19 protein-coding genes are annotated in these 21,591 nt (G+C 70.9%); 10 read left to right on the top strand and 9 right to left on the bottom strand.

Annotation, left to right across the window (positions count from 1 at the left end; all coding sequences use genetic code 11):
• Positions 1-303 precede the first annotated feature (303 nt).
• From O0S08_RS35305 to O0S08_RS35295, 3 genes are all read left to right on the top strand, one after another.
• Positions 304-975: a hypothetical protein gene (locus O0S08_RS35305; protein WP_269033844.1), complete on the top strand. Its 672-nt coding sequence runs from the start codon at positions 304-306 to the stop codon at positions 973-975.
• A gap of 253 nt (positions 976-1,228) precedes the next feature.
• Positions 1,229-2,392 (top strand): TlpA disulfide reductase family protein, encoded by a 1,164-nt coding sequence (locus O0S08_RS35300; protein WP_269033843.1) that lies wholly within the window; start codon positions 1,229-1,231, stop codon positions 2,390-2,392.
• A 155-nt stretch (positions 2,393-2,547) separates the two neighbouring features.
• On the top strand, positions 2,548-4,884 hold the full coding sequence (locus O0S08_RS35295) for a hypothetical protein (protein WP_269033842.1): 2,337 nt from the start codon (positions 2,548-2,550) through the stop codon (positions 4,882-4,884).
• A gap of 59 nt (positions 4,885-4,943) precedes the next feature.
• Here the strand turns inward: O0S08_RS35295 and O0S08_RS35290 are convergent, their stop codons facing one another.
• Positions 4,944-5,825: a hypothetical protein gene (locus O0S08_RS35290; protein WP_269033841.1), complete on the bottom strand. Its 882-nt coding sequence runs from the start codon at positions 5,823-5,825 to the stop codon at positions 4,944-4,946.
• An 861-nt stretch (positions 5,826-6,686) separates the two neighbouring features.
• On the bottom strand, positions 6,687-7,019 hold the full coding sequence (locus O0S08_RS35285) for a hypothetical protein (RefSeq protein WP_269033840.1): 333 nt from the start codon (positions 7,017-7,019) through the stop codon (positions 6,687-6,689).
• A gap of 73 nt (positions 7,020-7,092) precedes the next feature.
• On the opposite strand from O0S08_RS35285, the gene O0S08_RS35280 reads away from it, so the two are divergent.
• Positions 7,093-7,389 carry a CARDB domain-containing protein gene (locus O0S08_RS35280; RefSeq protein ID WP_269033839.1) on the top strand — a complete coding sequence of 99 codons (297 nt, stop codon included), beginning with the start codon at positions 7,093-7,095 and terminating at the stop codon, positions 7,387-7,389.
• Positions 7,390-7,823: 434 nt separating this feature from the next.
• Here O0S08_RS35280 and O0S08_RS35275 read toward each other — a convergent pair whose 3' ends face one another.
• Positions 7,824-8,459 (bottom strand): hypothetical protein, encoded by a 636-nt coding sequence (locus O0S08_RS35275; RefSeq protein WP_269033838.1) that lies wholly within the window; start codon positions 8,457-8,459, stop codon positions 7,824-7,826.
• Here O0S08_RS35275 and O0S08_RS35270 point away from each other — a divergent pair.
• Positions 8,454-9,524, top strand: a complete 1,071-nt coding sequence (locus O0S08_RS35270) for a leucine-rich repeat domain-containing protein (protein WP_269033837.1) — start codon at positions 8,454-8,456, stop codon at positions 9,522-9,524. The two genes, O0S08_RS35275 and O0S08_RS35270, sit on opposite strands and share 6 nt — an antisense overlap.
• Before the next feature lie 591 nt (positions 9,525-10,115).
• Here O0S08_RS35270 and O0S08_RS51405 read toward each other — a convergent pair.
• The 3 genes from O0S08_RS51405 to O0S08_RS35265 form a co-directional block, all read right to left on the bottom strand.
• Positions 10,116-10,532 carry an integrase core domain-containing protein gene (locus O0S08_RS51405; protein WP_371879571.1) on the bottom strand — a complete coding sequence of 139 codons (417 nt, stop codon included), beginning with the start codon at positions 10,530-10,532 and terminating at the stop codon, positions 10,116-10,118.
• A gap of 669 nt (positions 10,533-11,201) precedes the next feature.
• Positions 11,202-11,318 (bottom strand): integrase core domain-containing protein, encoded by a 117-nt coding sequence (locus O0S08_RS51400; RefSeq protein ID WP_371879570.1) that lies wholly within the window; start codon positions 11,316-11,318, stop codon positions 11,202-11,204.
• 43 nt (positions 11,319-11,361) lie between these two features.
• Positions 11,362-11,592 (bottom strand): hypothetical protein, encoded by a 231-nt coding sequence (locus tag O0S08_RS35265; protein ID WP_269033836.1) that lies wholly within the window; start codon positions 11,590-11,592, stop codon positions 11,362-11,364.
• 448 nt (positions 11,593-12,040) lie between these two features.
• Here O0S08_RS35265 and O0S08_RS35260 point away from each other — a divergent pair, with 448 nt between their 5' ends.
• Positions 12,041-12,640 (top strand): hypothetical protein, encoded by a 600-nt coding sequence (locus O0S08_RS35260; RefSeq protein ID WP_269033835.1) that lies wholly within the window; start codon positions 12,041-12,043, stop codon positions 12,638-12,640.
• A 164-nt stretch (positions 12,641-12,804) separates the two neighbouring features.
• Here O0S08_RS35260 and O0S08_RS35255 read toward each other — a convergent pair whose 3' ends face one another.
• The 3 genes from O0S08_RS35255 to O0S08_RS35245 all read right to left on the bottom strand — a co-directional run bounded on the left by O0S08_RS35255 (position 12,805) and on the right by O0S08_RS35245 (position 16,174).
• On the bottom strand, positions 12,805-13,206 hold the full coding sequence (locus O0S08_RS35255; protein WP_269033834.1) for a hypothetical protein: 402 nt from the start codon (positions 13,204-13,206) through the stop codon (positions 12,805-12,807).
• Positions 13,207-13,227: 21 nt separating this feature from the next.
• Positions 13,228-14,916 carry a sensor histidine kinase gene (locus O0S08_RS35250; protein WP_269033833.1) on the bottom strand — a complete coding sequence of 563 codons (1,689 nt, stop codon included), beginning with the start codon at positions 14,914-14,916 and terminating at the stop codon, positions 13,228-13,230.
• 139 nt (positions 14,917-15,055) lie between these two features.
• The gene (locus O0S08_RS35245; RefSeq protein WP_269033832.1) at positions 15,056-16,174 is read right to left on the bottom strand and encodes a leucine-rich repeat domain-containing protein; all 1,119 of its coding nucleotides are present in this window, start codon (positions 16,172-16,174) and stop codon (positions 15,056-15,058) included.
• Positions 16,175-16,178: 4 nt separating this feature from the next.
• Here O0S08_RS35245 and O0S08_RS35240 point away from each other — a divergent pair, with 4 nt between their 5' ends.
• The 4 genes from O0S08_RS35240 (at position 16,179) to O0S08_RS35225 (ending at position 21,515) form a co-directional block, all read left to right on the top strand.
• The gene (locus tag O0S08_RS35240) at positions 16,179-16,382 is read left to right on the top strand and encodes a hypothetical protein (protein WP_269033831.1); all 204 of its coding nucleotides are present in this window, start codon (positions 16,179-16,181) and stop codon (positions 16,380-16,382) included.
• 441 nt (positions 16,383-16,823) lie between these two features.
• Complete coding sequence (locus O0S08_RS35235) at positions 16,824-18,182, top strand: serine/threonine-protein kinase (protein WP_269033830.1); 1,359 nt, start codon at positions 16,824-16,826, stop codon at positions 18,180-18,182.
• 113 nt (positions 18,183-18,295) lie between these two features.
• A complete protein-coding gene (locus O0S08_RS35230) occupies positions 18,296-19,522 on the top strand; it encodes a hypothetical protein (RefSeq protein ID WP_269033829.1) in 1,227 nt (408 codons plus the stop codon).
• A gap of 481 nt (positions 19,523-20,003) precedes the next feature.
• Complete coding sequence (locus O0S08_RS35225) at positions 20,004-21,515, top strand: hypothetical protein (protein ID WP_269033828.1); 1,512 nt, start codon at positions 20,004-20,006, stop codon at positions 21,513-21,515.
• Positions 21,516-21,591: the final 76 nt, after the last annotated feature.

Raw genomic sequence — 21,591 nt, 5'->3', positions numbered from 1 at the left:
GGGGCTGGGGCAGGCGGAGGCTCGGACGCGGCCACGACCGGCGGAGCCGACGGACGCGGCCCAGGCAGGCCGCTGCTGGCCGGCGAGTGAGCCCCTCGGCGGGCGAAGAGCGGCGCGTCCGCCAGGCGAGCGAGGTGCGGCGGTTGGGCGCTCGCGTCGGGTTGCGCGCACCGACGTCCATCGGTGTTGCGCGTCGACGCGTCGGTCGCGGGGGCGGGACGTGGCCGGCGGGGATCCTCACATGGTCTTGGGGACAGGTCGCGGCGCTTGTCGGCGCGGGGGTCGGCGTGAGACCCTGGCGCGGTGCGGCGGCTGGGGCGCATCCTCGCGATCGAAGACCTGCTGTGGGCCGGTTGGCTGGCGATCTTGCGGCCCGCCAGCGGGGGGTTGTTCCTCGAGGGCGGGTGGGTCTGCGGCTTCCTGGTGCTGGCGGCGGCGGGCTTCTGGGCCGCGGCGCTGCTCGGCGAACGCGGGCAGGCGCGGCGGACCGGCGGGCTGTTGCTGATGAGCCTGGGCCTGTGCGCGATCATGGTCGACGCCGGCCTGAAGCAGGTCGGGGCGCCGATCGAGCTGCGGATGGCGCACACGATCGCGGTGGTCGTCCTCGGCGCGGGGGCGGCCTGGCAGCATCAGGCGCTCCGTGGCGGGGCCTGGCTGTATGCGCCGCGGTGGCTGCGGCGGGCGCTGTCGTGGCCGTTCGTGATGGTCCTGGCCGACATGTTCTCGGGGATGCTCGACGCGCTAGCGACCCCGAAGGCGTGGTCGAGCGGCTGGACGGGCGAACAATGGTTCTCTCTCGGGTTCGTGTTCCTGGTCGCCATGCCGGTCGTCTTCGCGTTCTTCGTGGTCGCTCCGCGGACGACCGTATGTCCTGATGTTCATGTCACGACGGCCACATGGTCGCTGCGCTACCTGTGGGCGGTGGCGATGGCGTTGTTCGGGTCCCTGGTGCTGGGGCCGCTGGTGGCAATGTGAGTCGCGGCGAGGGGTGAGGCCATGACGACGCTGGTGCTCTCGCCCCGCTACAGCGACGACTCGATCGCGGTAGGGCGCACCGCGGTTTCGGCCGGCTGGCGCACACGCCCGGGTGCGGCTCGCGGGGGGTCGACGCGCTGGCGAGCGAGCGGGCCGCGGACGAGCTCGTGATCGACAGCGAGACGCGACGCGCTCTCGCCGCATGGCGACGACGGCCGGCGCGGCGCCGACGAGGTCGAGCGGAAGCCCTGCCATGTCACACGGACGGGCGCTCGCCTGTCTTGGGCAACGAGGGAGAACAGCCATGAGCGCACGGATGAAGTCACGGACACAGGCAGTGCGAATGCGCGCACTCGGCCTCGCAATGCTCACCAGCCTGGGCGCCTGCCGGGCCCAGGATCCCGGCCCCGCCGGCGCTCTCGAGGCGCGGCCGGCGCCCGCGACGGCGGTCGCCGAGACGGCGCAGGAAGACGACGGTGAGCAGCGGGCGGTGACCGCGGGCGCCGGGCTGGTCGGCCGAGCCGCGCCGGCGATCACGCTGACGACGATCGACGGCCAGCCGATCGATCTGGCGCGGCTCGTCGGGAAGAAGCCCGTCTACCTCAAGTTCTGGGCGACCTGGTGCGTGCCCTGTCGCGAGCAGATGCCGGGCTTCGCGGACATCCACGCGAAGATGGCGGACCGGATCGAGGTCATCGCGGTCAACACCGGCTTCTCCGACGACGAGGCGGCAGTACGCGCTTTTCGCCAGGAGTTCGGCTTGCAGATGCCGATCGTCATCGACGACGGCCGGCTCGCCGAGGCGTTCAACCTGCGCGTGACGCCGCAGCACGTGCTGATCGGCCGCGACGGGCGCATCGCCCACGTCGGTCACCTCGCCGACGCGCGCCTGGACGAGGCCCTGCGCACGGCGCTCGCCGACGACGGCAAGGCCCCCGCCGCGAGCCTCGCCGCGGCGAGTCCGGACGCGCGCCCGCTCGCGCCCGGGGACCTCGTCCGCGATCTCTCGCTCACGACCGGCGGCGAGACGGTGTCGCTGGGCGGCGCGGGCAAGCCGAGCGCGCTGGTGTTCTTCGCGCCGTGGTGCGAGTCGTATCTCGCCGAGAGCCGGCCCGCGACCGCGACCGCCTGCCGCCGCGTGCGTGAGCAGGTCGAGGCGCTCGCGGCGAAGGGCGATGTTCACTGGCTGGGGGTCTCCAGCAATCTGTGGACGTCGGAGCGCGACTTGAACGAATACAGGACGACCACCGGGACGAAGCTCCCGCTCGCGCTCGATGCCTCGGGTGCGGTCTTCCGCGCCTTCGGCGTGCGGGAGATCCCCGCGGTCGCGGTGCTCGACGCCGCGGGACGGCTGGTGCGCGTGCTCGGTCCCCAGGAGCAGGACATCGCCGCGGCGCTCGCTGCCGCGGGCGACTGAAGACGCCGCGGTGGACGCTGTCGCCACCTCGGGGCGATCGAGGTGCACGACTCGGGCTGCGGCGGGCCTTCGCCCTCGCCGGCCGCGTTCGCGCTCGCGGCCGCACTGTATCCGCGGTCGAGACGGCGCTGCCTGACTCGCGGTAGCATCCGCGGATGCGACGACTGGCGCTGCTGGTGGCCCTCGCGGGCGCGTGCAAGCCGACCTCGACCGGGACGGCGACGCCGGCGGAGGCGACGACCCAGGCGCCGCGCCGCGTCGACCCGGAGCTGACGGCGATGGCGGATCGCATCGACCCGGGGCCGCAGGCGCCGCTCTACGAGGTCCTCCCGGCCTGGCTCAAGAGCAAGGTCGACGCGGCGCTGACCGGCGACCCGAAGTCGCCGAAGCTCATCGCCGAGGCGCGCGAGGCGATCGCGGCGGTCGACAAGATCAAGCCCGGCGATCCGCAGTCGATGCTGCAGGGCGGCTTCGAGTTCGCCCGCGGGGTGCTCCTCGCCGAGCGCGCGGTCACGGCCGGCAGCGACGACCCCGAGCTGCTGGCCGCGCTGACGACCGCGTACCGCGTCGTCCACGACCTGCAGATGTTCCAGGGCAACGGCTTGTTCGGGCAGATGTTGAACCTCGCCGCCGAGCTCGCGCGCAAGGAGGCGAAGGCCGAGTCAGCGCAGATCGAAGAGGCGCTGGCGGCCCTGAAGATCGCGGTGGCGCGGGCGCCGGCGCTGCAGATGCACGCGACCGCCCGCCTGCTGCGCGAGCACCCCGATCATCCGACGGTGCCGCCGGTGCTGGTGCGCGCAGGCCAGGTCAAGATGGAAGTCGAGCAGTACGAAGACGCGGTGGCGCTGGGCAAGCTGGCGGTCGCGCGCAAGGGCGAGAAGGCGAGCGGGAGCGACTTCGCCGGGCTGACGATGGCGTGCGCGAGGGGGCTCGACGTCGCCTGCGCCGACATGGCGCGAAAGACAGCCGAGGCGCGCGGGCCCGACGGACCGGGCGAGGACAAGGCGGCGGCGTTCGAGAAGCGGCTGGCGGAGCTCGACGAGGCGGTGGCGATCGCCCGCAAGGCGCTGGTGCTGGCGGCTTCGCCGGAGCTCGAGCCGCAGCTCGAGCGCGGCCACCTGCTGCTCAAGCTGGGCCGGCTGAGCGACGCCGAGAAGCTGTTCACGGCGCTGCGCGAGGCCAACCCGACCGATGCGCGGCCGGTCACGGGGCAGGCGGTGGCGGCGGTCCGGCGCAACCTCGACCTCGTCACGGTGGTCAAGCTCGTCCGCTGGGCCAACGACCTCGACCACCGCGACCGGCTCTACTACGAGGTCGCGCTCGGGACGGTGCCGGTCGTGATGATCGGCGAGGTGGCGACGCAGATGGCGCAGACGGCGGGCGCGCCGCTGCCCGACCTCCAGGACGAGTTCGCCGAGGTGCTCCAGCTGACCGCGGCCTACCGCTGGTTCGACCCGGCCCGCGCGGCAGTGCTCGAGCTGCTGTTCACGACGGCGCAGGAGGCTGTCCCGAAGATCCTGTCGAAGCAACGGGACGCCAGCCTGGCGGGGCTGCGCAAGCTGAGTGAGAAGGCGCTGGCGCTGACGCGCAAGTTCCCCGAGTCGCGCGACGCCTGGCGCCTGGTGTTCTCGGGGACACGGCTGCTGAACGAGCTCGGCAAGGTGCGGGCGCTGGTGACCGCGCCGCTGCCCCCGGCGCTGCAGCAGGACCCGGACATCCGCCTGCAGCAGGTGCGGGCGCAGCTCGACGCGGCGCTGTTTTGGGAGGACGCCGGGCTATTGGCCACGGCCGAGCAATCGGCGGCGACCCTGCCGAACGAGCTCGACGCCGACACTGCAGCGACGATCCGCGCGACCATCGACGCGGTGAAGGGCCGCCAGGGCGACAAGGCGGCGCTGCAGCGGGCGGTCGACGCGTTCGCGGCGCTGGCCGAGCGCAAGACCGGCAAGGAGCAGTCGACCGCGTACAACAACGCGGCGATGATCGTGGCCCACGCGAGCGAGGTCGAGACGGCGATGGCGATCCTCCAGCGCGCGCACGAGGCCGCGAACGACGAGCTGACGCCGGCTTACAACATGTCGGCGCTGGCGTTCGGGCTGCAAGCGCGCGACGGATTGCCGGAGATGTTCGCCAAGATCGTCCAGTACAGCCAGGTCCCCGGCCTCCGCCTTCACGCGCAGGCGTGGCTGGTCGCGCTGGCCGACGCCGGCCTCGGCGACGTCGCGGTGACGCGCCAGGAGTTCGCGGCCGCGCTCGACAAGGAGCAAGGCGGCTCGCTCCGCGGTCGCCTGCCGCTCGGCCGCTGGGGCGTGATCGACCAGAGCGAGTTCAACGTGTCGCTGGGTTACTCGACCGTCGCGGGGCTGACGCTGCTCGACGAGGTGGTGTCTCGCTGGATGCTGATCGTGCCGGCGCCGACGATGGAAGCTCTGGTGGGCCGATCGAAGGCCAAGCCGGGCAAGCCGGCGGCTCCGGCGAAGCCGAGCCGGTGAGGTGAATGCCCGGAGCTCGCGCGCTCTGCTCACCGCACCACGCGGAGAAGCAAGAGGGTCTACGACCTCTCGACGCTGGCGCCGCCGGAGCTCGAAGGCGCGAGCCCTTCGGGCCACGACACGCACTGACAGGGCTCGCCGACCGCCGACTGGGCCATCAACACGCGCCAGGCCCGAAAGAAGGTGTCGAGGGCGTCATCCGAATCATCGGCCCGGGCCTTCCAGCGCAGCAGCACCGCGAAGACCCGCGCCTCGAGATCCGTCCTCGGCCCGGCGACCGCGCGATAGGCGAACAGCGCCGCGAGGCGAGCAGGCCATCCGCTGTCGCTCGCCGGACCGCGTCGAGCGAGGCACACGTCGACCTCCGGCACCGCCTCCCGGTCCGCCGTCGCGGCACCCGACCGCGACCGAAAGCGGTCGACCCACCCGGCGAGATCGTCGAGGTCTCCGCCGTCCAGCGCGGCCAGCGGCCCGCCGTGGTGAGCGCTGCTCGCCGCCGCTTGCAGAAAGGGATCGTACTTCACGAGCCCCAGCGACCGCACCACGGCCCCGCGCTCGGCCAGCGCATGCTCGTGCCCCGAGCGGTAGCCCGCGAGCACGAACACCGACGCCGTCGACGAGCTCGCCGCGGCCACCCGCGCGGCCTCCGGCGTGAGACACACCTGCGCGGGCGCTCCCGGCTCCACCAACAGCGCGGCATACGGCCATTGCGACGACGACCCCACCGCGTGCGCCATCGCGTCCGCGCCGCGCAGCAGCTCCTCCGCGGACTCGACCGCGGGAGCGGCAGCGAGGTGCAGGCGGGCCTGTCGGACCGCGACGAAGCGCCTCGCGTCCGCGTGCTGGCCACCCGCTCGCAAGATCCCCGCGGTCAACCTCTCGTCCGTCCAGCGCCCGAGCTCCCGGGCCCGACCGTCGACCAGAAACGCGGTGCGTGTCATGCGTAACGTCCGCACGCGCCGCGGCGCCCCGACGAAGACCGCCACCGCCAGGACGACGAGGCCAAAGCCGAGCGTGGCCCGCGGACTCCCGCCGGGTGCGCGCCCGGTTATCCCCTCCCATCCGAGCCAGAGAAACGGCCACGACATCCCTGCGATCGCCACGGCGAGCCACAGCGACCGGAACGAGCGCCACGCCGCGACGTGATCCTCATGGTCGTACATGCACCGGGACACGTAGCGAGCCCGCGCGATCGTGTCAACGTCGATCTCGCCAGCCAGGCAGGAACCACCATGAGCGAGCTCTACAACGTTCATGTCGACCACGTGCAGCGATGACCCGCCCCTCGGAGCTCCACCCGCGAGAGGTGAGAATATGTCCGATAGGTCATGTCTCAATGACTATGCCTCAAGTGCCAGATTAATCTCCGCCGTGGACGGGCGGGCAGGCGGCCTTACGACCCCCGTTAGGGCCAGCGCGGGGTGGCCTGGGGCCTCGGATGCGCGACGGCGCGATCCTCTCCAGCCTGGCGAATTTGGCTGGAGAGGATCGCGATCCGGGAAGTTTCGAGTCAATCCCTCAAACATGAGCCCGTAGGGGGGGCTAGCTGGGGTTTACACCACATCACCAAAATCCCGTGTCTCCGAACGCCGTTAAAGCACGTAATCAGTCTCAATGGCCTGTTTCAAGCGGAATCGGTGCCACACCCCGGCCGTCGTCCAGGCCCGCGCCTCCGGGGCTCGGTGAATCCCGGGACTCTCTTCTTACTTCGCCGGTCGACGAAATTCCGGCCTAGAACCGCTTTAGCGCGTTCCGTGCTGATCGGTATTCTGCCATCCTCGCCGCATGCTCACTTCCGTTAATCATGTACATCCATGGAGCTTCCTCGGTCTCTTCTTGATGGCGCTCGCCGCCTGTCCGCAGGACAAGAAGCCGGGGACCACTGACGATCCTGAAAACGAGGAAACGACCTCCGACGCGTCCACGTCGACCACGACCGTGGCCTCGACGTCGTCGGGCCCGCCGAGCACGAGCACGGGCGAGACCACGGCCCCTTCCGAGCCCGACACCACCTCGACGTCCTCCACCTCGACGTCTTCCACCTCGACGTCTTCCACCTCGACGTCTTCCACCTCGACGTCTTCCACCTCGACGTCCTCCACCTCGACCAGCACCCTCGACCCCGACACCACCACGGGCGGCGACGTCTGCCCGGTCGACCTCACCCCCTCGCTCGCCCTCGACTTCGATCAGTGCGACCGAAGCCTGGTGCTGACCGTCACGGTCCACAACGTGGGCACCGTCGACGGCGTGCCCGCCGGGGTCGACGTCACGTTCTACGAGGGCACCGACGCCTCCGGCATCAAACTCGGCACCAAGCCGACCCTTGAGCCCCTGCCCGCAGGCAGCTCGACCGACGTGGTCTGGGTCCTCTTCGCCCCGCCCGCGGGCGAGTCGAGCGACTACTACGTCGAGGTCGACTCCGGCCCGAGCGGCGGCTCCATCGTCGAGTGCGACGAGAACAACAACAGTGCCCTCGTCACGGACGCCGCGTGCCCGGACTGACCGTCATGGCACGGCCTCGTCCGCGCCCGGGCTTCCGTGCCGCGGGCGCCCGGGCTGACCGACGAGGTCGACGTGCGCCACGCGAATCGCCGCGCTGTCGCCACGCGGCCCGTGCTGGGAGTGAGGCGTGCTGCTCGCGGGGCTCCTCCTGGTCGTGACGCTCCTGCTCGACGGCCTGCTCGTGCTCACCGCGGGTCGCACGAGCGCGAGACGCTTCTGATCGCCGCGATCAGCTCTGCCCTCGTCGGCGTCCTGATCGCTGGCGGGTTCGCCGGGGCCGTCCGACGACCGATGGTCGCCGAGCTGCTCCCGCTCTCGCCAGCCGAGGCCGGCCTCGCCGCGCTCGCGGTGATGCGCGTGTACTGAGTGCAGAACATCGCCCGTCGCGCGTCGTTGCTCCGGGCGAGGCGGTGTCGCTCGCCGGCGACCGCGTGTCACTTCCGGCCGCCGGTGTCGCTCCGTGCCGCAATCGCGCGGCCTACCAGGGTGCCGACAGCGTAGTCCTCGCCCGGTCGCTCTGATACGGTCGTACATATGCCTCGAGGGCGGATCTGCGGGAGCATCCTCGCGTGGTTTGTAGGCGCATGCAGCGATGACGTCGTCCAGGACGCGGCGACGACCGGCCAGGAACCCGAGCCGTCGACAGCAACATCCGGGGCACCAACGACGGGGGCGTCCACCGGCGACACCTCGAGCACCGGCGACACCTCGAGCACCGACGACACCTCGACCCCCGGCGGCACCTTGACCACCGGCGCGCCGGAGCTCCCTCCCGTGTGCGACGTGATCATGTTTGCCAGCAGCGGGCTCGAGGCGGCCGTGCGTGAAGCGCTGGCGCTACCCAATGGGCCGATACTTCCGTCCGATCTCGCCGCGCTCGACAAACTCGAGCCGAGCACCGCGGCATCGCGGATCTTGACGGCATAGCCTGCGCGGAGGCGCTCACCCGCATCAACCTGCGCGGTAATCCGCTGTCCGACGTCGGACCGCTGCGCTGGCTCGTCGCGCTCGACAGCCTCGACCTCGCCGATACCGAGGTCGTCGACCTGTCGCCGCTGGCCGAGATGCACAGCCTGCGGATGCTGTACGCCGGCGAGGGGGCGTTGGCTGACCTCGGGCCGCTGGCCGGGCTGGTCGGCCTGGAGGGCATCGTGGTGAACGAGACCGAGGTGACCGATCTGTCGCCGCTCGCCGGCCTGCACGCGCTGAAGTACGTGGATATTCACTGGAACGACATCGTCGACATCAGCGCACTGGCCGACGCGACCGAGCTCGTGCAGCTCAACGCCTACGCGGACGACATCGTCGACATCACGGCGCTGGCGGGCAAACCGAAGCTGACGAGGCTCGACCTGCGGAGCAACGCGATCGAGCGCCTCGACCCGCTCGCTGGGTCGGTCTCGCTCGAGTATTTGACGGCCGGGGGGAACAGCATCACCTCCGCAGAGCTCGGCCTGCTGCCGGCGCTCACCGACCTCTCGCTCACCTCCAACCTGCTCACCGACCTCGGCGGCCTTGCGCAGCTCCCGGCGCTCCGAACCCTCGAACTGGGACGCAATCAAATCTCCGACCTGTCGCCGCTGGCCGGCCTGACCGCGCTCTACGCCCTCTATGTGCATGACAACCTGCTCAGCGACCTCACGCCGCTGGCCGGCCTGGCGAAGCTGACCCGGCTCGTCATCGACGACAATCTGGTCTCGGAGCTCTCACCGCTCGCCGCGGTGCCGCTCTACGAGCTGAGCGCCGCCCGCAACCACATCGTCGATGTCGCACCGATGGCGGCGATCGCAAAGCTCCACCGGCTGCTCCTGGCCGACAACCAGATCACCGACGTCAGCGCGTTCATGGCCCCGGCGTGGCAGTCGCTCGAGTGTTTCGAGCTCGACCTCAACGGCAATCCTCTCGACGCCGACAGCGTCGCCGTCGTGCTCCCGGCCCTGTGCGCCCAAGGAGCGGCCGTGCGGTTCGCCGACGAGACGTGCAACGCGGACACATGCTTCCCGCCGTGGGGCCGGTCGAAGGCTTCATGCGAATGCTCGACGACGACTCGCATCGGGCCTTCGCATTTGCGGCAGGTTGGTGACCTGGATCAGCACCCGGGGTGCTGCCAGCGAGGCGGCGTCGCGCCGCCGTGAGCGCGCTGCGAGCATATGGAAAGAGACGCCGGATGATTCGGCCTCCACACTCGCCACGCCGACGTCGTCGCCGGACACCGCCGCGCCCGGGCCGCAGGTGCCAGCGATGGCAAGGAGCGGCCCGAGAGCGCCCGAGGACGGGAGCGATCGCATCCACCCAGGGTCTCTGCTCCTCCCAAGAGCCCTGCGTGCTCGAGCAGGGCGACTGAACGAAGACGAAGCGACCGGAAGCTCGACTTACGAGCGTTCAGCATGCTTCGTGCGCGACGCCCGGCGCGTCGGTCGCCGAATCGCTGGTCGGAGCCTCGCCGCTGCTCTCGGTCGAGCCACCGGTGGACGGGCCGCAGGCGGCCTGCGTGGCGAGGAGGAGAATCACCAATCGGTCATGACAGGACATTGCGCGAGCCTAACCGATTCGTCGCGGCACGAACGGAGTTCATCGCGGGAGAGCGGCCTAAATTGTCGTGAAGGCGCTTAACTTAAATTGTCGTGGTGCGGCTTAATCAAGGGGTCGTAGGGCGCCGATGAGCGGGGGGTGTTCTGCCACGCCTCGCGAGTTCGATGCCCTGCTTGCCAGCGGCCCCTTGATGTTTACTGCCGCATACACTGGCCGGCCGTCGACGCAGGGCTGCTCATCGAGGCTCCGCTGGGCGACCGTCTCGCCGTCAGACGCGGGGCGAGGCTGCAGAGATGTTGACGAGCAAGTCGACGACGGAGGTCGCTAGCGGCCTCGAGTTTGCGGTCGCGTTCGGTGACGATCTCGGCTTCTCGGCCAGCAAAGTTGTCGTTGGGCGCGATGTAGCCGATGGCACTGTGAAGGCGGCGAGCGTTGTAGTGCTCGACGAAGTCGGCGGTGACGCGGCGCGCATCATCGATCGATGTCCGTGCCGCCGGGCGGAGGGCGGTCGACTTGAAGGTCTTATGCCAGCGCTCGACCCGTTGTGCTCGTTGACCTTGCCGTGGCGCTCGCGCCAGCGCGTCCGCTGCGATCGCTGGACATCCAGCCACGCTGCAAGGCGGCCGGTGCCGGCTCGAGGCCTCGCGCCGCCGACCGCGCCGGCCTCGCGTCACGCTGGTGCCCTGAACCGAACCTCGCAACGTGACTGCGGGTGCAACGCCTGTTCGCGCGCCGCCGCGTCGGTTGACCACGCGGCGGCTAGTGGTTGTTGCGCCCCCCGCACCCGGAAGGTAGAGTCGGTGCCGCCACTCCGGAGACAGCCATGCCCGACCCGACCCAACCGGCGAACGCGCCGAACCAAGACAGTGCGGCCCTCCCCCTGGGGATTGCGTTCGGCACCGCCGCGGGGGTCATCCTCGGAGGGGTCACGGGGCACTGGGGCATCTGGCTCCCCATCGGGATCGGCGTCGGAACGGCCCTCGGAATCGCATTGGCAGAGGCCGGCCGCTCGAAGAGTCCGTAACGGTGGCTTCTACGGTATTGAGTCGCTCGACCTGCCGCAGTTCCTCGGCGTGTATCAAGAGTCCGCGGCCACATCGCCGCCGGCCGTATTGTATTGGCTCCAGCGTGAATTCAACCGAGCGCGGGCTCGGGTTACGGACTTGCAGGTGGGCAGGTCTGGTTGGGATGATGGCGGGTTTGGTGTTGACGAGCAAGCTCTCGGCATTGACGACGGAGGTCTCGAGCGGCCTCGAGCTTGCGATCGCGCTCGGCGAAGATCACGGCTTCACGCCAGCGAGCTTGTCGTTGGGCGCGATGTAGCCGATGGCGCTGTGAAGGCGGCGGGCGTTGTAGTGCTCGACGAAATCGGCCGTGACGCGACGCGCCTCGTCGATCGTGGTCGGTGCCGCCGGGCGGAGGGCGGTGGACTTGAAAGTCTCATGCAGCGCTCGAGCTTGCCGTTGGATTGAGGGTAGCCTGGTGAGATTCGCACGTGGGTCGTACCGGCGACGCTCGCTCGAACAGCGCCCGCTGCCGGTCGTAGAACACGCTCGGCCGCAGCTTGTACTTCTCGCACAGGTCGGACACGGGCACCTTGTCGAGGTGATGCTCGCGCAGGATCTTGGGCTTCTGCTCGGGAGTGAACTGTCGGCGTTCTTGCTTCTTCATGCGGGCCTCCTGGCCACGCCTCTCCTCATGACAGAGCTCAGGCCGTTGCGGCTCAGGCGAGTCAGTACAGATTCAAAGACGAGCCGTCGTTGCGAGCGTGACCGATACGGTCGCATCATGATGGATGCATCGAAACAGTGCTGCCTCACGTTCAGTGCAATTGGGGGAGGTTCCGCATGCCCTGCGAGCAAAGATCGGGTAAATACCGCGGCCCTCGACTGTATGCGGATCGGCGCCCTCGTGGCCCAGGAGCCATGGTGCGCGGCGAGCATCTCGTCATATTCCGATCAATTCGCGTGGAGGTTCTGCTCGCCGTGGCGAACCGGGCGGCCGCCGGTCTTCTGGCGCGTTCGGCGGCGCTCTCGACGCCTGTCGCCACGAGGCCGGCGCGCCGCCCGGACGCATCATTCGCGGTTGCAAACCCGGCGAAGCTCCACACAATCGTGGAATGATGATTGCCAAGCTCTCTCGACTTCTCCCGCTCGTCGCGCTCGTCGCCATGCCCGGACTGGCGGCAGCCGACCCGCCCGCGGACTCATCCATTTCCGGCCTGCCCGAGGACAAGCAAGTCTCCGAGCTGACCACGGTCGAGCAAGAGCAGCTCTGCGAGGCCGCCGCGGCTTACACCAGCCGCGAGATCACGGAGGACGACGTCAATCGCGCGCTGTGCTCCTTCGAGGGCATCATGGTCTCCTTGATGGAGTCAGACGGCAGCGTCGACGCCTGCAACGCCGCCCGCGACGAATGCCTCGCCTCGCCGGAGGGACTCGTCGAGCCCGAGGACGAGCAGGGAGAATCCTGCCAACCAGGCGATTGGTCCACCTGCAAGACGACGGTGGGCGAGCTCGATGCGTGCATCGAGGAAATCGTGACCGACCTCAAAACCTTCTACGAGGTGTTCGATTGCGGCAACATCGAGCAGTTCACGGGCGATGTGCCGCCGCAAGAGCCCGAGCGAGGCGAGGCGTGCAGCCGCGTGCAGAGCGAGTGCCCGGGCTTCTTCCCCGGCGACTCCCTGTCCGAGCTCAAGCCACCGCGTGTGCCCTGAGCTCACCGGCGACCCGCGAATCCTGACGGCGCGCGCGGGGCTGCCGGCTCCCATCCGCGGCAGGCGACGCGCCGGCGTCCTCGTCACCGCCGAGTTCATCGCCCTGCGCCCGCGGCGACATGGCGGCTGTCAGCGGCTCCGCCATCGTTTCCGCCTCGCATTGCTCACTTGCCGGCGAGGGCCTCCTCGAGGAAGGCGACCGCCTCGTCCTCGTCGTCGAAGGTCCGGTAGCCCTGGTCCTGGCGTTCGTGCCGGACGAGCTGGATCTTTCCGCTGAGGGTGCGCACGAGGACGGCGCCGGCGCCGGCGCCGTCGAACACGCGGACGCGGTGCTCGCGGGTCGCCTCCTCGAACGCGGGATCGCTGCGCTGCGGGCCGAGGCGGAGATCGACGAGTACGGCCCGGCGACTGCGGTCGAACGGGAGGGCGTGTACCCGCTGCCACAGCGCCTCGTAGGAGGCGCCGGCCTCGTCGGCGCTGGTGTAGAGCGCGGCGGTGCGGACGATCCGGATGATCCGCGGACCCGGCTCGACCCGCCAGAACGTATCGCCCTCGTCGCGCCGCATCGAACGAGAGCTTACGTCAAGTCAGAGCGCGCCGGCGATCGGGAGCCGGACCGTAAACCAGGAGCCCTGGTCGGGGGCGCTCTTGACGGCGATCGAACCGCCGAGCTCGTCACAGTAGCGGCGGCAGAGGGCGAGGCCGAGGCCGAGACCGCCGTAGCGGCGGGTGGGCGAGTCGTCGAGCTGCACGAAGGGGGCGAACAGCAGGCTGCGTTGCTCGGGTGGGATGCCGATCCCGGTGTCGCACACGTCGAACCGCAGGTGCTCACCCGCGGGCTCGCGGATGCGAGCCGCGCGCAGCTCGACGCGACCGCGCGGCGTGAACTTGACGGCGTTGCCCAGCAGGTGGCGCAGGATGTGCTCGATCTTGACGACGTCGGTCTCGATCGTGCCGAGGTCGCCGTCGGCGAGCAGCACGACCTCGAGGTCTGGACGGGTGAGTCGGGCGCGCGCGGCGTCGACGAGGCGGTGGAGGAGCGGCAGCAGCTCGACCGCCGCGGGCGCTTGCTGCGGGTCGCCGGACTCGATCTGCGTCATGTGCAAGATGTCGTCGATCAGCGACAGCAGGTGGTGGCCGGAGATTCGGATGCTGCCCAGGTCGGAAGCCAGCTCCTCCCGCGGAGCCAGCGGCTCGTCGCCCTTGAGGCCGGCGAGGTGCATCTCGGTGTAGCCGAGGATCGCGTTGAGCGGGGTCCGCAGCTCGTGGCTCATGATCATGAGGAAGCGGCTCTTGGCCTGGCTGGCCGCCTCGGCGCGCGCGTGGGCGTGGACCAGGAGCGACTCGGTGCGCTCGCGCTCGCCGATCTCGACGCGCAGCAATTGATTGGTCCGCTGCAGCTCGGCGGTGCGGGCCTCGACCTGTCCCTCGAGGCTGGTGAGCAGGGCCTGGACCTGGGCCTCGGCCTGCTTGCGCGCGTCGATGTCCTCGAGCACGCCGATGATCTGCCGCAGGCCGCCGGCGTTGTCGGCCTCGGCGAACAGGGTGAGCTGCGACCAGACAGGGCGCGCACCGGCGACGAGGAGGCGCAGCTGGGCGCTGCGCGGGCGGTCGTCGGCGCCGGTCAGGGCGGCGAACAGGGCGTCGAACTCCGGCCGGTCGTCGGGGGTGACGAGCATGCGCGCGGGGACACCGGGGGCGGCGTCGGGGGCAAGACCGAGCCAGGCACCGAGGGCCCGATTGACCTGCAGGAGCTCGCCGTGCGGCCGCGCGCGGAGCATGCTGACCGGCGAGGCCTCGAACAGGAAGCGGAACCGTTGCTCGCTGTCCCGCAGGGCCCGCTCGACGCGCAGGCGGTCGGTGATGTCGCGCGCGACGAGGTGGATCTGACGGACGCCGGCGAGGTCGCGGGCGATGACGGTGAGCTCGACCGGCAGAGCGACCCCGTCGCTGCGAAGGAAGCGCCCGCGGGCGATGAGCGGGAGGTCGGGCGCGGCCAGCAGCCAGGCCTCACGGGTGGCCTCACGATCGGCGTCCTTGAGGGTCTCCTCGAGGTCGAACATGTCGCGCCGCAGCAGGGCCTCGACGCTGCAACCGAGCAGCTCGGCGGCGCGATCGTTCGCGACCAGGATCCGACCCGCGAGGTCGTGGATGAGCACCGCTTCGGCGGTCCACTCGACGCCGGACGCCGCGGCCCGGACGCACGCAAGCTCGGCCTCCAGCGCAGCGACGCGGGCCCTGAGTTGCTGCGCTTCGGCGTCGGGTCGGTCGGACATGGACCGAGGACCCGAGTGTACCAGATCGCGCGCCCGACGAGGGCGAGACGATCGAGGCCCGACCCTCGCACCTGCCGGGGACGACCAGGGGCGAGATCGAGGAGGTCGTCCACGAGCTGGGAATCTCCCGCAGGGGGCGTCAGATCGGGATCTCGCAGATGCGCGGATCCCAGGCGCAGCTGCCCTGATCCCAGGTCGCCGTCAGGTCGTGCTCGCACATCGAAGGCAGCGTGACCGCGACGCTGGTGGCGTCGAGCGGGTTGGCCCGCACGTCGAGCTGCACGCAGCCCGCGGACAGCCACGGGGCCTCGGCGATCGGCCCGAGGTCGGTGATGGCGTTGTGCTCGAGCCGCACTTCAGCGAGCGCGGCGTGGCCCGCGAGCGGTCCGAGGTCGGTGATGTGATTGTTCGCCAGGTTGAGGTAGCGGAGCGTCTCCGGGGCGAGGACCGGCAGCTCCGTGAGCCCGGCGTGGGCCGCGCTGAGCCAGCCGAGGTCGTGCGCTTCGAGCCCCTGCAGCCCGGCCAGCGGGTTGCCGTCGGCGTACAGAGCGCTCAGCTTCGTCGCCGCGGCCAGCGGGGTCAGGTCGGAGATCAGGTTGTCGCTCACCAGCAACCGGCTGAGCTGGGGGACGCTGGACAGCGGGCTCAGGTCGACGAGCTGGTTGTTCGCGAGCTCGACGGTCGCGAGCGCAGGGAGCCCGGCCAGCGCCGAGAGGTCGCCGATCTGGTTGTTCGCGGCCCACAGGTTCTCGAGCTTGGTCATGCCGGCGAGGCCGGTGAGGTCGGTGAGCTGGTTGTCCTGTAGCCCGAGGATCTCGAGGTTGGGCAGGGCCGCCAGTTCGCTCACCGAGGTGAGGCCGCAATTTTTAAGGCTGAGGTTGTAGATCGCCGGGATGGATGCGATCGGGGCGATGCTCTGCGGCGTCGAATCGGCGAGGCTGAACGCGCGCAGGCCGGGGTGGTCGGTCAGCGGCGTCAGATCCGCGACGGCCGTGCCCGCGAGCGAGAGGTACTCCAGCTGCGGCATCTGCGTCAGCGGCCCGAGATCCGCGAGCGGGGCGTCGCCCACGTACAGGCTCCGGAGCGGCAGGCCGACCAGCGGCCCCAGGTCGGCGACGGCGCTGCTCCAGAGTTCCAGGTCGTGCAGCGCGTGCAGCGACGCGAGCGGACCGAGGTCGGTGACCGTCGATTCGTACAGCACCAGCCGCTGCAAGCCGGTCAGGCACTCGATGCCCGCGAGCGAGGCGACCGGCTGCATCGGAATGAGGAAGATCAGCGTGGTCGCGGCCTCGCCGGGGATCGGTCCCTCGGGGATCGCCAGCGCGTCGCGGATCGCCGCGAGCAGGCCCGGATCGGCGATCGACAGCTCGCTACAGTCGAGCGGTGGCGGCTCGCCGCTCGTGCCCTCGCTCGTCGGGGAGGAGGTCGGCGTGTCCGTCGTGTCGCCGGTCGGCGCGGTCGTGTGACGCCCGTGTCGTCGTCGGCGCTCGTCGAGCCGGATTCACTCGAGGTGCCGAGGTCGGATGTCGCCTCGATGCCGGTGTCCGGGCCGCAGGCGGCGACGAGGGTGCCGAGGACGAGGGCGAGACGGTTTGCCATCGCGACACCCTGCCACGAACGCCGCGGGCGCAGAACGACCCGCCACGCGGCGCCGATGAACCGGCCGGAACGCGGCCCGCGAGCCCGTGGCGGCAGATCCGGGCCTGTGCGGGCGACGGCCGCCGCGGCTTAAATCCCGCTTAAAAGTTCACGCACCGCGCCCGGCGATCCGCCTCGACGCCGGGGCTCGCCGATGCTGTTCGTCGCACTCGCCCGGTCGTGGGAGGACGGCACGCTCCTGCAGACCCTCTGTCAAGCACGGCTCTCGCCGCCGCGAGGTCGGGGGCGTATGTTACCCTGCGGTCTCCGTGCTCGCCGATGGCAGCGCCCCCGAATCCCACCCGCGACGCGGTGGGCGGACGCTCTCGCCGGGCGACGTCGTCGCCGAGCGCTACCGCATCGTCCGGGCGCTCGGGCGCGGCTCGTTCGGGCACACCTACCTCGCCGTCGACACCGCCGCCAGCGACCGCGAGGTCGCGGTCAAGCAGCTGCGCACCGACGGTGACAGCGGCTGGAAGGCGTTCGAGCTGTTCGAGCGCGAGGCCGCGGCGCTGCGGTCGTTGCGTCACCACGGGATCCCCGAGATCTTCGATCACCTGCGCGAGACCGCCGGCGACGCGCTGATCGCCTACCTCGTGATGGAGTACATCGACGGGGTCTCGCTCGAGCAGCGGATCGACGACGGCGCCAGCCTCGACCCGGCCGCGCTGCTGCGGGTGGCGCTCGGCCTGCTCGACATCCTCGAGTACCTGCACGCCCGCGTCCCGCCGGTGCTGCACCGCGACATCAAGCCCGCGAACGTCCTCCTCCGCCCCGACGGCGCGCCGGCGCTGGTCGACTTCGGCGCCGTGCGCACCGTGTTCCGCGCGGCCGAGGAGGGCGGCTCGACGGTGGTCGGCACCTTCGGCTACATGCCGATCGAGCAGACGATGGGCCAGGCCGGCCCTGCCAGCGACCTGTACGCCGTCGGGGCGACGCTGCTCCACCTGATCACCCGCCGCCCGCCGTCGGAGTTCGCCTCGCGCGACGGCGTGATCGAGGTGCCTGTCGACTTGCCGGGCGGGGCCGTCGTGCGCGGGGTGATCGCGCGGCTGCTCGCCCCGATAGCATCGGCCCGCTATCAGTCGGCGCGGGAGGTCCGCGAGGCGCTGCTCGCCCCGGTCCACGGCGGCGCGGCGACGCCGTCGGGGACCGTCGCGCTCGCGCGGGGCCAGCCGACGATGTCGACCCTGGCGCCGACGCCTCGGGCGCTCGCGGGGGAGCTCCGGACCCGCTTCGACCAGGTGACCCTGTCGCCCATCCGCCTGCTTTTCGCCGACCACCACCCGGCGCAGCCGCTCTCGGCGGCCCAGCGGAGCCTGATGGTGCTGCTCGGCCTGCTCTCCCTGGGTCTCGCCCCGCTCGTCTTCTGGATTTACTACAACACGCGGTGCACCCGGGCCCGCCCGTTCTTCCTCCACGGCGTGCCGGTATCCGGGCGCATCTTGCAGGTGCAGAAGACCGAGTGGATCCAGGTCACCTACGAGTTCGTCCACGCCGGCGCCACCCACCGCGGCGTCGACACCGTCATCCCGGCGGTGGCCGGGCGCTGGCAACCCGGCGACGTGATCGAGCTGCTGGTGCTCCCCGAGCGCAACCACGACAGCATCATCATCACCACCACCTGACCCCCGGGCCATCCGCGCCACCTCCGCGCCGCCGTCCTCTGGCGCCCCGGATGCACACGCCGGCCCGGCGCCGACGCTATGCACTGCGTGTGAATCGTGCGAAGCATACCGCCATGTCGCGCCGGCACTCCGTGCTCGTCGGGTGGTCGATCTTCTGGGCCGCGTGCGGCTCCGTGGAGCCCAGGGGGGCGACGCCGGGGCACCCGGAACCGACGCCGGTAGCGACCCCTGCTCCGGTCACGGCGCCGGTCGCGGCCCCGGCTGCGCCGCCCGCCGAAAGCGCGGTCGCGGCGGCCCTGGTCGAGGTGGTGAGGGTCGATCGAACCATCACGCTCACGCAGAAGCTGGGGGCTCAAGTCGAGCAGTCGGTCAGCCGGATGGTGACCTGGCAGGACGGCAGCCGGCGGCGGGAGGAGTCGGAGCCGACCGGCATCATCCCGGCCATGACGCTGATCTGGACGGGCAACGAACCACACGCGTGGGTGCTCGACGACACCGCCCGGCTCGCGGCGCCGATGGACGCGCCCGACGGGGCCGCGGCGCGAGTGATGGTCGCGGGGGACCTCGGCCTCGAGGTCGCGGCCGACGGGGCGATCGTGCTGCCGTCGCCGCTGTTCACCGAGGATCAGCGCGCGACGCCGCCGGCCGGTGTGATCGCGGGAGCGGGCAAGAGCTTCGTCCGGCGCGGCGCGAACCTGGTGGTGCGGCTGTGGGTCGTGCCCGGGCTCGAGATCGGCGCGCGCGACTACGCGAACGCGCTCCGGCGCCGGCTCCCGCCCCCGTACAGCAAGGCCGACGAGGCCCTGTTCGCCGCGCTCGAGGCCTTGCCCGGTTATCCGGTGGAGGTCGAGTCGACGCTCGCGGGCGGCAAGGTCGTCGTGAAGAACGCGGTCGTCGCGGTGACGAAGGAGAAGATCCCGGTCAAGAAGCTCGCGGTCCCCGGGGACTACGCGCGCGCGGAAGGCAGTCAAGAGCTGATCATCAAGACCGCGCTGGCGTCGTGGGACCGCGAACGCGAGGAAGGGCGCGCGCGGCTGGGGCTGGACCGGCCGTTCGAGCCGACGCAGGACCGGCCCTTGCCGCCTCCGCTGCCCGGAGGATCGTGCACCCCCGAACGGACGGGCAAGGGGACGGCCGGCTGTCGCGAGGCGTGGGACGGCAGGGAGACGAATTTCGCCGGGTTCTGCGAGATGCCGTTCGACTTCGCGGCACCGTGCCCGCGCGAGAAGCTGCTCGGGATCTGCGAGAGCCCCGATCGCGCGGAGCTCCTGTACCACTATCGTCCGGGCGGCGAGAAGTCGTGCACCGGACGCTGGTACGACGCGCGAAAGAGCGAATAGAACGGGCCGCACCACTGCAGGAGTGCGCCACCCCGTTCACCGACACCGGCCACGACGTCGCGCCCGCGCGCGACTGCCCGGCGAACCCCCGGCCGGTCGGGCGTCTGCGACCTCGGCGTGCTGACCGACTGCCTGCCCTTCGACCTGCCGCCGGTCCGCTGATCCCTCACCAGCCGAAGACGCAGACATTGATCATCGCGTCGACGTCGGTTCGCGCCGTCGTCAAAGAGCGCGTACGGGATCTCGCGCCACTGACCCCCATACGTGCTCGAATTCGAGGGGCAGTGTCGGAGACTGCCCAGATCGGGCGCCGCCAGTCGGCGGTCCGCCGAGACAGGGTCGTAACTGTGAGGTTGCGCGGGATCCTCGCCAGGATGCGGGCGCGAGGCCGTGCATCGCCCCATTCCGGGGCTCTGGAGAGCGAGGTGTTGACCTGTCGGGGCTGCTCGTTAATCATCGCGTCACTCGAGGCCACGGGTTCATGTACGAGCAATCGATCGAGCAGCAAGTCGGCGCGGCCGTCTCGGCGGTGTGGGCTCAGGCGATCCCGCCGGTCGCGTTGCAGGCCCTGTGGGCGCGCGGGGACGTCGCGCCGGTGTATGCGATCGCGGGGCTCCACTCGCCTGAGACGCGCCCGTTTCAGCTCGCATGGTTCAGCGCGCTGGATCCGGAGCCGCACTCGTCGCGCGTCAAGAAGGCCTCGCTCGCGGCCCTGCAGCAGGCGCGCGACGACGAGGCCAGGTTGCCGGCGCTCGCGCTCGTGCCGCTCGCCGAGCATTCGACGGTGCTGAATACGGCGCGCCGACTCGCCGACCGCGACGGCGACGAGGTGCTCTCGCTGCGCACCTGCGAATTTCGCGGGACGTTGGCGAGTGGAACGATGCCGGCGCTCGAGGGGGCGCTGCGCGCGACCTGGCTCGCCGAGCACGGTCGAGTCGACGAGGCCGAGGCGGCGCTGGTCGCCGCGCTCGGCGAGCTCGGCGGCGAGGCGGCGAGCGAGGCGGCGCTGATCCTGGCGATGCGTCGCCTGGGTGGTTGGGGCCGCGCGTCGGATCGTCCGTGGGCGGGGTTGGCGGTGTGGGCCGCGTTCGTCGCGGGGCAGGTCGACCTCGCGGCGGCCGAGCAATTTCTCGAGTCGCGCGGCACGATGAACCGGTACGTGGCGGCGACGCTCGCCGCGGGTCGAGCGGCCGACGCCTGGCATGAATCGTTCGGGTGGACCGAGGAGCGCATGGAGGAGCTGTACCTCGAAGGGTGGATCGACGAGGAGGGGCGCTGGGCGGCGCGGGTCGGCAATACGCTGATCCGCCCGCATTCGTATCAGGACGTGAATGCGCTGCTGGCCGCGATGCTCGTCGAGGCGCACGGGGCGGCGAGCAGGTTCGCCGAGTCCTTGCTCTCGGATGCCGGCTCGCAACGCGATCACGCGGTGTTCGCCCGGCGGGTCCAGGCGATGCGGGCGGACGTCGAGGAGGCTTCCGGCGAATCACCTCCCTGGCTGCGGGCGTACCGTCGATTGCTCGGGAGCGCGCGGGCGCTGGTCGCCGTCGGCGGCGCCGCGGAGGTGCGGGAGTCGCTCGAGGCGCTCGAGCGACACTGGGGCCCCGCAGACGAATGGGGTCGCTATGAACCGGCCTTCGTCGAGGCGGCGAGCGTCGAGCTGCTGGCGTGCGCGGAGGGCCGTGCTCTGGCCGCCCTGCGCCGACTCACGGAGCAGATGCCGGCGATCGCGGCGCGCGTCCAGGTCTGCGCGGGCCTCGCCCGCGACGGCAACCTCGAGGAGCTGCGCGGCCCGCTCGTGCAGGCGCTCGAAGGGCCGCTCGAGCCGGACGAGGTGCTGCGATTGGTGCCGCCGGTGCTGGCGGTCGAGCCGACGGCGCGCGCGGCGATCGAGCAGGGAATCGCGCAGACGCTGGGGTCGTTGCCGGCGGGCGCCGAGGCGGCCGCGGCGTGGCTCGACCGACAGGCGCTCGCGGCGTCGCGCAGGCATTGATCTGTCCTGTTAGACATGTTTATAGGCCATGTTGAGTCGGGCAGGAGTCCTCCTCGATCGCCGACGCTGAGCGGCG

It is taken from the genome of Nannocystis punicea, assembly GCF_026965555.1.
GTDB classification, from domain to species: domain Bacteria; phylum Myxococcota_A; class Polyangia; order Nannocystales; family Nannocystaceae; genus Nannocystis; species Nannocystis punicea.
The sequence above is the reverse complement of the archived record's forward strand: the minus strand, read 5'-3'. Positions and strand labels throughout refer to the sequence as shown.

Coding starts and splice junctions, on each gene's coding strand:
- O0S08_RS35300 (WP_269033843.1), top strand. CDS start 1,229: ATGTCACACGGACGGGCGCTCGCCTGTCTTGGGCAACGAGGGAGAACA.
- O0S08_RS35295 (WP_269033842.1), top strand. CDS start 2,548: ATGCGACGACTGGCGCTGCTGGTGGCCCTCGCGGGCGCGTGCAAGCCG.
- O0S08_RS35290 (WP_269033841.1), bottom strand. CDS start 5,825: ATGACACGCACCGCGTTTCTGGTCGACGGTCGGGCCCGGGAGCTCGGG.
- O0S08_RS35270 (WP_269033837.1), top strand. CDS start 8,454: ATGCACAGCCTGCGGATGCTGTACGCCGGCGAGGGGGCGTTGGCTGAC.
- O0S08_RS35265 (WP_269033836.1), bottom strand. CDS start 11,592: ATGAAGAAGCAAGAACGCCGACAGTTCACTCCCGAGCAGAAGCCCAAG.
- O0S08_RS35260 (WP_269033835.1), top strand. CDS start 12,041: ATGATGATTGCCAAGCTCTCTCGACTTCTCCCGCTCGTCGCGCTCGTC.
- O0S08_RS35255 (WP_269033834.1), bottom strand. CDS start 13,206: ATGCGGCGCGACGAGGGCGATACGTTCTGGCGGGTCGAGCCGGGTCCG.
- O0S08_RS35250 (WP_269033833.1), bottom strand. CDS start 14,916: ATGTCCGACCGACCCGACGCCGAAGCGCAGCAACTCAGGGCCCGCGTC.
- O0S08_RS35245 (WP_269033832.1), bottom strand. CDS start 16,174: ATGCAGCCGGTCGCCTCGCTCGCGGGCATCGAGTGCCTGACCGGCTTG.
- O0S08_RS35240 (WP_269033831.1), top strand. CDS start 16,179: ATGAGGAAGATCAGCGTGGTCGCGGCCTCGCCGGGGATCGGTCCCTCG.
- O0S08_RS35230 (WP_269033829.1), top strand. CDS start 18,296: ATGTCGCGCCGGCACTCCGTGCTCGTCGGGTGGTCGATCTTCTGGGCC.
- O0S08_RS35225 (WP_269033828.1), top strand. CDS start 20,004: ATGTACGAGCAATCGATCGAGCAGCAAGTCGGCGCGGCCGTCTCGGCG.